The 10,768-nt window shown below is 68.7% G+C and carries 7 protein-coding genes; 2 read left to right on the top strand and 5 right to left on the bottom strand.

Translation table 11 applies throughout. The annotated features are described in order from the left end of the window. Positions 1-363: 363 nt before the first annotated feature. Positions 364-1,557, top strand: a complete 1,194-nt coding sequence (locus QMX79_RS09815; RefSeq protein WP_282246582.1) for a benzoate/H(+) symporter BenE family transporter — start codon at positions 364-366, stop codon at positions 1,555-1,557. Between the two features lie 13 nt (positions 1,558-1,570). Here the strand turns inward: QMX79_RS09815 and QMX79_RS09810 are convergent, their stop codons facing one another. The 4 genes from QMX79_RS09810 to QMX79_RS09795 form a co-directional block, all read right to left on the bottom strand. Then, a complete protein-coding gene (locus QMX79_RS09810; RefSeq protein WP_282246581.1) occupies positions 1,571-3,748 on the bottom strand; it encodes a lytic murein transglycosylase in 2,178 nt (725 codons plus the stop codon). A gap of 55 nt (positions 3,749-3,803) precedes the next feature. Next, complete coding sequence (gene egtD / locus QMX79_RS09805) at positions 3,804-4,778, bottom strand: L-histidine N(alpha)-methyltransferase (RefSeq protein ID WP_282246580.1); 975 nt, start codon at positions 4,776-4,778, stop codon at positions 3,804-3,806. Further along, positions 4,775-6,064 (bottom strand): ergothioneine biosynthesis protein EgtB, encoded by a 1,290-nt coding sequence (egtB, locus tag QMX79_RS09800; RefSeq protein WP_282246579.1) that lies wholly within the window; start codon positions 6,062-6,064, stop codon positions 4,775-4,777. Before egtB ends, egtD begins: the two co-directional genes overlap by 4 nt. An 84-nt stretch (positions 6,065-6,148) precedes the next feature. After that, on the bottom strand, positions 6,149-6,538 hold the full coding sequence (locus QMX79_RS09795; RefSeq protein ID WP_282246578.1) for a YchJ family metal-binding protein: 390 nt from the start codon (positions 6,536-6,538) through the stop codon (positions 6,149-6,151). Between the two features lie 59 nt (positions 6,539-6,597). Here QMX79_RS09795 and QMX79_RS09790 point away from each other — a divergent pair, with 59 nt between their 5' ends. Next, the gene (locus QMX79_RS09790; RefSeq protein ID WP_282246577.1) at positions 6,598-7,374 is read left to right on the top strand and encodes a TSUP family transporter; all 777 of its coding nucleotides are present in this window, start codon (positions 6,598-6,600) and stop codon (positions 7,372-7,374) included. Between the two features lie 5 nt (positions 7,375-7,379). Here the strand turns inward: QMX79_RS09790 and QMX79_RS09785 are convergent, their stop codons facing one another. After that, a complete protein-coding gene (locus QMX79_RS09785) occupies positions 7,380-10,751 on the bottom strand; it encodes an SbcC/MukB-like Walker B domain-containing protein (RefSeq protein WP_282246576.1) in 3,372 nt (1,123 codons plus the stop codon). Between the last annotated feature and the right edge of the window lie 17 nt (positions 10,752-10,768).

Here is a 10,768-nt window from a genome sequence, read left to right as displayed (position 1 = left end):
AGGGCCGTCTCACCGAAGTGGACGTTGTTGCCGATGCTGCTTCGTCGTGCGACCCGGAGGTCTTTTCGTCGAAGCGAGCCGCCTATTATGTCAGGCTTTTCGTTTCCGTCAACACCTTATTTCGAAGGATGTTGCCGCCGCTTTGGCTTGGTGTTCACCGGGGTGAAGACCGCGTCGCAGCGAGGGAGCGAATACTAAAGACTTCTCAAAATTCGTCAAGCGCTTTTTTCAGATCGTACCGACCAACGGTCGACACCTACCGTGATTGCATGCATGCCGCACGCCGATGCGCAGCACGCGCGTTGCGCGTGCTGCGCAGGGCTGCCAACAATGCAGCTTCTTGTGGTCAGGGAAGCATGCGTCATGTCTGCGGTTGCCAAGCGTTCGTTGTTGCGCGATCTCTCATTGCCCGCGGTGGTCGCCGGCTTCATTACCGTGCTGGTGGGCTTCGCCAGTTCCGCCGTGATCGTGTTCCAGGCCGCACAGGCGGTCGGTGCAACGCAGGCGCAGATCGCCTCCTGGATGTGGGCGTTGGGGCTGGGCATGGGCGTGACCTGTATCGGGCTGTCGCTGCGCTACCGCGTGCCCGTGGTCACTGCATGGTCGACCCCCGGTGCGGCGATGCTGGTGGTGGGCACCGGCGCGGTGGCCTATAGCGATGCCATCGGGGCTTTCGTACTGGCTGCGGTGTTGGGCATGCTGGCCGGGTTCTCCGGTGTGTTCGCCAAGGTGATGCGCCGCGTGCCGATGGCGCTGGCCGCCGGCATGCTGGCCGGCGTGCTGCTGCGCTTCGGGCTGGATGTGTTCGTCTCCATGGGCACGCAGCTGGGCATGGCGCTGGCGATGTTCGCCACCTGGCTGGTCGGGCGCCGGCTGTTCCCACGCTACGCGGTGATCGCCACCCTGCTGGTGGGCGTAGGCGTTGCCGCCACACAGGGCCTGCTGCATGCCGAACAGCTGCGGCTGGAACTGGCCGCGCCGGTGTTCACCTGGCCCACCCTGTCGTGGCCGGCGGTGTTCGGCATCGCCCTGCCGCTGTTCGTGGTCACCATGGCCTCGCAGAACATTCCCGGGGTGGCGGTGATCCGCGCGTCCGGCTATGACACCCCGATCTCCCCCGTGATCGGCTGGATCGGGGTGGTCAATACCGTATTGGCCCCGTTCGGCGCCTACGGCCTCAACCTGGCGGCGATCACGGCGGCCATCTGCATGGGCCGCGAAGCGCATGAGGACCCGGCCCGGCGTTATACCGCCGCCGTGGCCGCCGGCGCTTTCTACATAGTGGTGGGTCTGTTCGGCGCGACGGTGGCCGCAGTGTTCGCCGCCTTCCCCAAGGAACTGGTGGCCTGCGTGGCCGGCATCGCGTTGTTTGGCACCATCGCCAACAGCCTGGCCATGGCCCTGCGCGAGGAAAGCGATCGGGAGGCTGCACTGGTCACCTTCCTGGTGACCGCCTCGGGCCTGTCGCTGGCCGGGATCGGCTCGGCGTTCTGGGGCCTGGTGGCCGGTGGCATCTGCCTGGTGGCACTTCGGCCGCGCGCTCGCGCCCTGCCCTGAGCGCTGGCCGCGCTTACAGGGGCAGGACGCGGACGGTCTGCACCAGGCTGTGCCGCGCGCCCGGGGCCAGGGTGACCACGTCCGGGCCGGCGTTGGCCGCCTCCAGGCACACGTAGTTCTTCCAGCCGGCGCCGACGTCGGCCATCCTGGCCGCGCCTGCTTCGCCGGGGTTCCAGGCCACCAGCGAGCGGCTGCCCTGGGTGGTGATCTCGATGCTGCGCTTCAGCCCGGGGTCCTTCAGCACGTAGCGGCCGCCGGCCTGGGTATAGATGCGGTCGCTGCGGCCGGGGTCACGCGGGTCGTTGAGCGACCAGTCGCCCTGCTGGATGCGCGGGGTGGCGTAGTTCTCGAACTTGTCCAGGTAGGTCAGGCCATCCAGCCCGGACACGCTGACCTGCATCGCGTCGCTGACCTTGAAGTAGTTGTGCAGGGCCTGGGTGAAGGTCACCGGCTGACGGCCGGTGTTCTCGGTGACCAGGCGCTGCTCGAGGGTGCGGCCTATCCGCAGCTGCATGGTCAGGCGCAGATCGAGGTTGTCCAACGCGGGCGGAGCCAGGGTCAGCACCACGGTGCCGTCGGCGTCGCGCTGCGCGCTCTGCAGGGTCCACGGCACGTTGCGCACGAAGCCGTGCGAGGGCACGTCACTGCCCTGCCCCTGTTTGCCGAAGTATGGCCAGCAGACCGGGCTGCCGCCGCGGATCGGGGTCGGCAGCGCCTGCGCGGTGGGCGACAACCACAGCACGTCCTGGCCGCCCTTGGGAATGAACGAGAGCAGCTGCCCGCCGAACACCGAGATCGCGGCGCTGGCCAGCGGCGTTTCCACCTTCCAGGCCGGGAAGCCCTGGATGTCGACGATGCTCAGGCCCTCGAGCTTGGGCAGCGCTGTGCCGGGGGCGGCCGGCGACTGGACGAGGCGGGCATGGTTGGGCGGCAGGGAAAACGCTGTGCTGTCGGGCATGGCGGTAGTGGGCTTGGGTAGAGGGGGTGCGCTGCGCAGGGCGGTGAGGATGCGTTGGCCGGCGCGGCCGTCCGGATTGGGCCAGCCCAGCGCCTGCTGTTCGGTCTGGATGGCGCGCCGGGTGGCAGTGCCGACCATGCCATCGGCGGCACCGATGTCGTGGCCGCGGGCGAGCAGCAGGGTCTGCAGCTCGCGGCGCTCGGTGCGCCCGATGCCGGGATCGTCGGTGGGCCACGCCGCCACGATGCCGGGGCCGCCGCGCAGGCGGTCGGCCAGGGTAGCGATGGCCAGGGCGTAACTCTCGGCGGCGTTGTAGGCGTAGATCGCGTCGTAGTTGCGGAACACCAGCCAGGCCGGGCCCTTGGCGCCGGTGGGCAGCAGCAGCGCGGCGTTGGCATCCTCAGGCAGCCCCGCAGGCGCGAGCGCGCCGCCCCCGATCGGGGCGATGCCCAATGCACGCCAGGCCGCGAGCGGCTTGCGCTGGGTGCGCCCGGCCAGGTTGGCATTGAAGCCGGCGGGGATCTTCACTTCGATGCCCCACGGCTGGCCGGTGCGCCAGCCGGCCTGCTTGAGGTAATTGGCGGTGGAAGCCAGCGCGTCGGGAATGCTGGCGACCAGGTCGCGGCGGCCATCGCCATCGCCGTCCACCGCGATGCGCGCATAGGTGGAAGGCATGAACTGGGTGTGGCCAAAGGCGCCGGCCCAGGAGCCGGTCAGGCCATCGGCACTCAGATCACCGGCGTCCAGCAGCTTGAGCAGGGCCAGCAGCTCGCCGCGGAAGAACGGCTGGCGGCGGCCGTTGCAGGACAGGGTGGCCAGCGACTGCAGCAGCGGGCGCTTGCCGAACACGCGGCCGTAATCGCTCTCCACGCCCCAGACCGCGACGATGGTGGCCGGATCGACGCCGTATTGCGCCGATACGCTGGCGAGCAGGTCGCGGTGCTGGTCCAGGCGGGCGCGGCCGTCGTCGACGCGCTGGGTATCGACCAGGGCGGCCAGGTAATCCCACAGCGGCGTGGTGAACTCCGGCTGCGCATCCAGCAGCGGCAGCACGCTCAGGTCCGGGGTGAGGCCGGCGGTGAGCCGGGTGAACCCGGCCGCGCTGACGCCCTGCTTGAGCGCCTGCGGCTGCAACGCGGCCAGGCAGCGGTCGAAATCGTCCTGCGGCGCGGCAGCGACCGGGGTGCTGGCGAGCAACAGCGCGCCCAGCAAGCCGACGGTGGTAACCCTCATTGGCGTGAATCCCTGCAGCCAAGTGTTACCGCATGATAGCGGCAACCCATGCGGTTCAGGCCCGTTCCAGCAACCGCAGGCCGAAGGCGGGGGCATCGGCATTCCACTGCATGCGCACGCGCAGGCCGGCCTCGGCGATCAGCGCGCCGAAGGCGGCGTCGGTGTATTTGTGGCTGTATTCCACCGTCATCGCTTCCCCGTCGGCGAAATCGAACGCGCGGCCGGCCACGTGCACCCGCTGTGCGCAACGGCTGACAAGCTCGGTTTCAATGCGCAGGCGCGGCACGCTGTAACGCGCGCGGTGCACGAAGCCGTCCAGGTCGAAGTCGCTGCCGATCTCGCGGTTGAGCCGGCGCAGCAGGTTGAGGGTGAACGCCGCCGTGACCCCGGCCGCGTCGTTGTAGGCCGCTTCGATCAGCGCCGGATCCTTGTGCAGGTCGATGCCGATCAGCGCCAGCCCGGTCGGCCCCATGGTCTGGCGCATGGCATCGAGCAGCGCCACGGCGTCGTCGTGGGCGAAGTTGCCGAGCGTGGAACCGGGGAAGAACAGCAGCCGGCGTGCCGGTTCGCGCTGCGGTTCGGGCAGCGTCACCGGGCGGGTGAAATCAGCGCAGACCGGCAGCATCTCGATCTCCGGCAGCGCTTCGGCCAGCCGGGCCACGCTGTCGAGCAGCGCCGCGCGCGAGATCTCGATGGGGGTGTAGGCCACCGGATCGGCCAGTGCATGCAGCAGCAGCTCGGTCTTGCGGCCACTGCCACTGCCCAGTTCCACCACGTGCAGGTGCGGCCCCACGGCGCGGGCGATCTCGGCGCTGACCTGCTGCAGCAGCTGCAGTTCGGTGCGGGTGGGGTAGTACTCGGGCTGGCGGGTGATCTGTTCGAACAGCTGCGAGCCGCGCGCATCGTAGAAATACTTGGACGGCAACTGGCGCGGATGCTGGGACAGGCCATGCAGGATATCGGCGGTGATCCGCGCGCGATCCGGTTGCAGGTCGGTCAACGCATCCAGGGCATCACTGACGGTACTCATGCGGCATCCTTGGCCAGGCGCAGGCCGGCGAACTGCCAGCGCGCCGACGGTGCGAAGAAATTGCGGTAGCTGGGACGGATGTGGTCGGCCGGGGTGGCGCAGCTGCCGCCGCGCAGCACCCACTGCCCGCACATGAACTTGCCGTTGTATTCGCCGAGGTTGCCCTCGAAGGTGCGGAAGCCCGGATAGGCCCCGTAGGCGCTGCTGGTCCATTCCCAGACATCGCCGAACAGCTGCGCGTGGCCCTGTGCGCTGTCGTGGTCGGGTGCGGCCGGATGCAGGCGCTCGCTGTCGGCGAAGTTGCCCTGCGGCGCCTGCCCGGCGGCGGCCGCTTCCCATTCGAATTCGGTGGGCAGGCGCGCACCGGCCCAACGGGCGTAGGCGTCGGCTTCGAAGTAGCTGAGGTGGCAGACCGGTGCATCGGGGTCGAGCGGGCGCCAGCCAGCCAGGGTGAACTCGCGCGCCAGCGCGTCATCCCAGTACAGCGGGTGCTGCCAATGTTCCTGCTGGCACAGGCTCCAGCCCTCGCTCATCCAATGGGCGGGCTCGCGATACCCCCCTGCTTCGACGAAGCGGCGGAACTCGGCATTGCTGACCGGGCGATTGGCGAGTGCATGGGCCGGCACCAGCACGCGGTGCACCGGTGATTCGTTGTCATAGGCGAACGCGGCATGCGCCGGCCACGCGGGCGCGCCGATCTCGACGATCTGCTCGGGGCTGTGGATCCACGCCAGCGGCGAGGCGGTACCGGTGCTGCGCGGCAGGTCGTCGCGGTAGGCCGGCTGCAGCGGGTTGCTCCACAGCGCGTGCTTGATGTCGGTGAGCAGCAGCTCCTGGTGCTGCTGTTCGTGGTGCAGGCCCAGCATCAGCTGCCGGGTGGCCTGCTCATCCAGTACACCCGCCTGCAGCGCCGCGAGCACGCGCTGGTCGACCAGGCTGCGGAAGCGCAGCACCTCGTCCAGTGACGGCCGTGACAGCAGGCCGCGCTGCGGCCGGGCATGCGCCGGGCCGATGCTCTGGTAGTAGCTGTTGAACAGGTAATGCCAATCGGCGTCGAACGGGACGTAGCCCGGCTGGGTCGCCAGCACGAAGCGCTCGAAGAACCACGTGGTATGGGCCAGGTGCCACTTGGCCGGGCTGGCGTCGGGCATGCTCTGCACCATCGCGTCTTCGGCGCTGAGCGGTGCGGCCAGGGCCACGCTGCGGGCGCGTACCCGGGCGAACTGGGCCGCCAGCGCGGTGGCGGCGGTAACGGCGGAAGGAGGCGGGGCAACGACGGCGTTCATCGCACGAAGGATCGGCGAGCATGGGTGAGCGCGATGTCATGGCGCGGCGTACGTGGTGTTACGCCGTTCAAGTTGAATAGGCGATCAGGGCAGCGCGTCGAGATAGAACCAGCGCCCATCAAGGCGCACGAAGCGGCTGTGCTCCTGCATCTTCACCGCGCTGCCGCCGCCGATCCGGTAGCGCGCGGTGAAGCGCACCTGGGCGTGGTCGGCATCCTGCAGGGTGTGTTCGTGCACGGTCAGGCCCAGCCAGCGCGTGCGCTGCCCGGCCGGTTCGTCGAGCGACAGGGTCTCGGGGCGGGTATCGGGATGCCAGCTGGCCAGCAGGTAGGCCGGCAGCTGTTGCACGTACGCGCTGTAGCGCGAGCGCATCAACGCCTCGGCATCGGGCGCGGGCTCACCGGCGTGGAAGCGGCCGCAGCAGGCGGCGTAGGCGACGGGGCGGCCGCAGGGACAGGGATCGGCAGGGGTCATGGGCGTATTGTGCCGCGAGGAGGCGTATGCTGGCGCGCTTTCCGCCGTGATGCGCTGCCGTGTTCGAGCTGGTTCCCCCTGAACTGTTGTGGTTGGTGGCGATCGCCTTCATCGCCGGCCTGGTCGATGCCGCCGTGGGGGGCGGTGGGTTGGTGCAGCTGCCCGGGCTGTTCACCGTGCTGGCGCAGCACACCCCGGCGATGCTGTTTGGTACCAACAAGTTCAGCTCGATGTTCGGCACCGCCGCAGCGGCGTTCCGCTACGCGCGCAACGTGCGCTTCCCGTGGCGACCAGTACTGTTCGCGGCGGCCACGGCGTTCGTGTTCTCGTTCGCCGGGGCCACGGCGGTCAGCCTGCTGCCCAAGGACGCGGTGCGCCCACTGGTGCTGGTGCTGCTGGTGGCGATGCTGGGCTACACATTGTGGAAGAAGGACTTCGGCGCGCTGCACCGGCCGCGCGAGATCGGCCGCAGGGAGCTGGCCACCGCGCTGGCGATCGGCGCGGTGATCGGCTTCTACGATGGCTTCTTCGGGCCGGGCACCGGCAGCTTCCTGATCTTCCTGTTCGTGCGCTTCTTCGGGCTGGATTTCCTGCGCGCTTCGGCTGCGTCGAAGGTGGTCAACCTGGCCACCAACGTGGCCGCGATCTCGTTCTTCGTGCCGACCGGCAACATCCTGTGGCTGTTCGCGATCCCGATGGCCACCGCCAACATCGTCGGTTCGGTGGTCGGGACCCGGCTGGCGCTGCGCGGCGGCACGCCGTTCATCCGCAAGCTGTTCGTGGGCCTGGTGGTGGTGCTGATCGCCCGGATGGGCTGGGACACGTTCGCCGGCTGAGCAGGTCAGTCCTCGACCTGCTCCGCCACCGCGCGGGTGCGCTCGGGCAGCTTGAGCCGCTTGCCTTCTTCGTCGTACTCGATCAACAGCACGCCGGAGTCGTGGCGGCCGCTGATCTCGACGAAGCAGGCGCCGCCGATGAAGGGCTCCAGCGTCATCACCGATTTCAGCGGGGTGGCCACCACCATCTGGAAGCCGAAGTTCTCGAAGATGTTCATCGCCAGGGCGGTGAACTCGTTGTCGGCCTTGTCGAACGCTTCGTCCAGCACCACGGCGGCATAGCTGGGCAGCTGGCTGTCGGCGCCGCCGAGCTGGTAGCGCAGCGCCGCCGCCAGGCAGGTGGTGGCCAGCTTCTGCCGCTGGCCACCGGACTTGCCGGCGCCGCTGCGGTAGATCTCGACCTGCTGGCGGGTGGCAGCGTCCAGCTCGACACCGATGAACTCCACATGCAGGCGCACGTCGAGCACGTTCTCGCGCCAGCGCTTGTCCTCGCCTTCCTGCGAGCCCAGCCGCTTGACCAGCTCTCGCAGCACGGCGAACTGGGTCTCGGCGACGTCGCGCTCTTCGGTCTGGTGATGCGACAGCACTTCGCGCAGGTGCTGGTGGAACTCGAGCACCTCCGGCAGGCGCCGGTCGCTGAGCTCGATGGTCAGCAGGGTGCCGCGGTTGAACGGCACCTGCTCCAGCGAGGCGTTGACCTCATCCAGGCGCTGGCCGATCGACTTGCGCGCTTCGGCGCTGTGCCTCTGCAGGGCCAGTAGGTTGTTCTTGCTCTGGTTCTGCAGCAGGTCGAAGAAGCGCTCCTCGTGCTGGGGCAGGCCATCGCGCTCCAGCCGCGCCAGGCGGGCCAGGTAATCCTCCGCGGAGGCCACCGATGCGGTGAAATCACCGGACTCCTCCGGCCATGCCTGCGCGAAGCGGCGGAAGCAGCCCACCAGCTGGGTCTCGACCCGGTGCACGTCCTGCTGGGACGAGGCGAGGCTTTCGTTGATGCCCTTGCTGATCTCGCGCATGTGCGCTTCCAGCGTTTCCAGGCTGAGCCCGCCGAGGATGTCCAGGCGCTTCTTCAGCCCGGCTTCCTGGGTGGCGCCCAGCGCCGGCAGCACCAGGGCGCGGCTGCGCTGGCGCTGGGCATCGAGCTTGTCGCGTTCGCGCGAGAGCTGGATGAGTTCGACCCGGGTGTCTTCGTAGGTGCGCCGGGCCTGCACGATGTCCGCACGCGCCTGGTCGATCTGCTGCGCCAGGCGGGCCAGGTCGGTATTGCCTTCGCGCAGTTCGCGCAGCGCGGTTTCAATGTCCTGCAGGCGTTGCAGCGCGGTGGCGACGTCGACCTCTTCCCACACCACGTTCACCAGCTGGTGGCAGGCCAGCCGACGTTCGTTGTCGAGGTCACGCTGGCCACGCAGGCGCGCGACATCCTCGTCGCAGGCGGCAATGCGCTGCGCCAGCTCCTGCGCCTCGCGGCGGAACACCGCCAGCTTTTCCTGGTTGTTGAAGCCCAGCAGCCAGCGACGGCGGTCGCCGATCGCGCTGCGGTCATCCTTTTCGAAGCGGTCGCCGGGATGCTTGACCTGGCCTTCGCGCGAGATGCCGCGTTCGACATCGCGCAGCTGCCTGGCATCGACGCACTCATAGTCGAAGCGCTTGCCCAGCTCGCGGCGCAGCCACGGCTCGAACACGCTGTCGCGCAACTCGAGCTTGTGCAGCAGCGAGCGCGCGGATGGCGAGCGTGCAATCGCGTCGTCGTTGCGGCGGACCCGATAGTAGGTCAGGCGCATGCCCAGCTGGGTGCGATTCACCCAGGCGTTGATCTCGTTGTAGTGCTTGTCTTCGACCAGCAGCGACTGTGCGAAGCCGAACAGCACGCGCTCGATCGCGCCCTGCCAGGCCGCCTGGTCGTCGTGGACCTGGATCAGCTCGCCCACGAACGGCAGTGCCGCCTCGGGCACGCCGGTCTCTTCGGACATCCGGCTGCGCAGCTTCTGCAGCGGCGCGGGAATGCTGGAGGGGTTGCGCTCCATGGCCTCCAGTTCCGCGCGGACGTCGGCGAAACGGCGGGTATCGTCCTGCTTGCCGGCCTGGCGCTCGGAGATGGCGTCATCCAGCGCGGCGGCGGCCTGCTGGCGATTGTCGAGTTCGCCCTGCGCGCGCGCGATCAGCGCAGCGAATGCATGGGCGTCATCGGGAAGTTCATTCTGCAGCTTGGCCGCGGCCTGGCGGGCCTGTTCGCGCTTGGACTGGCGGCGATCCTGCTCGGCCTGGGCACGGCCCTGTTCGCGTTCGAGTTCTTCGATGCGCTCGCCGCCCTGCTGGCGGCGCTGCAGCTCGAGTTCGGCCAGGTGCTCTTCGTGGTTGCCCAGGGCCTGCCGGCGCTGGGTTTCTTCGCCCTGCAGGCCGCGGTTGCGCACGTCGATTTCCTGCAGGCGCTTCTCCAGCAGCAGCTGCAGGCGCGATTCGCGGAAACTGTCCAGGCCCAGCTTGAGCGTCTCCTCGTCGGCACGCTGCAGGTTCATCGCCTTCAGTTCGGCATGCAGCGCGCGCGCCGGCAGCAGGGTTTCCACCTGCAGGCGAGCGGTGACCACCGACTTGTGCGCGCCATCGAGTTCGGCGAAATCGCTGACCAGCCGTTCGGCGGCATCGAAGGTCCGCGGCGTATCCAGCATGAAGTCGCGCAGGAAGACGTTCAGGTCGCCCAGGTTCTTGGCCGACTGCGTCTTGTGCAGCAGGCGCAGTGCCATTTCATTGTCGATGCCCAGCAGGTGCCGGAAGCGCTCGGCGTAGCCGGTGAAGCTGTCGAAATGGTGCACATCGCCCAGACGCTGCTTGAGCTTGCGCAGGTCCAGGTCGAAGCCGCCCAGGTCCTTGGCGATATCGAACGGGCGTTCGGCGATCAGGTAGTGCTTGCGCACGTCGGCGGCCGCCGCGCCGTTGCCGGCAATCCAGAACAGCCGCACCAGGCTGACCACGCGACCATCGCCGGCGCGGTACTCCAGCACCAGCGCGGTCCAGGTGGCGCCCTTGCGCAGGTACTGGGTGGCGATCTCGCCGGTGCCACGGTCCTGCTGGTCGGCCCACGCGCCACGCACGTAGGACACCAGGTTGCGGTCGCGGCCGCTGCGTTCGGCTTCGCGCGCGGCGGCGTTGAAGTCGACGATCGACGGCGGCACCAGCATCGCCGACATCGCATCGAGCAGGGTCGACTTGCCGGAGCCGGAACGGCCGACGAACAGGAAGCCGCGCTCGGCGATCGGAACCTCGGTCAGGCCGTTGAAGGTGCCCCAGTTATGCACCTGCAGCCGACGCATGCGGAACTGCTGCTGGCGCGGGTCCGGCAGCCCTTCGGTGAACAGGGCAGGAGTGTTCTTGGAGATGGCCATGCGTTATCGGTCGTTCC

The sequence above is a fragment of the Stenotrophomonas sp. PS02300 genome (assembly GCF_029959395.1).
GTDB classification, from domain to species: domain Bacteria; phylum Pseudomonadota; class Gammaproteobacteria; order Xanthomonadales; family Xanthomonadaceae; genus Stenotrophomonas; species Stenotrophomonas maltophilia_AD.
The sequence above is the reverse complement of the archived record's forward strand: the minus strand, read 5'-3'. Positions and strand labels throughout refer to the sequence as shown.

Bases quoted from the DNA above. Each gene is read 5' to 3' on its own strand.
- QMX79_RS09815 (WP_282246582.1), top strand. From the start codon at position 364: ATGTCTGCGGTTGCCAAGCGTTCGTTGTTGCGCGATCTCTCATTGCCC.
- QMX79_RS09810 (WP_282246581.1), bottom strand. From the start codon at position 3,748: ATGAGGGTTACCACCGTCGGCTTGCTGGGCGCGCTGTTGCTCGCCAGC.
- egtD (WP_282246580.1), bottom strand. From the start codon at position 4,778: ATGAGTACCGTCAGTGATGCCCTGGATGCGTTGACCGACCTGCAACCG.
- egtB (WP_282246579.1), bottom strand. From the start codon at position 6,064: ATGAACGCCGTCGTTGCCCCGCCTCCTTCCGCCGTTACCGCCGCCACC.
- QMX79_RS09795 (WP_282246578.1), bottom strand. From the start codon at position 6,538: ATGACCCCTGCCGATCCCTGTCCCTGCGGCCGCCCCGTCGCCTACGCC.
- QMX79_RS09785 (WP_282246576.1), bottom strand. From the start codon at position 10,751: ATGGCCATCTCCAAGAACACTCCTGCCCTGTTCACCGAAGGGCTGCCG.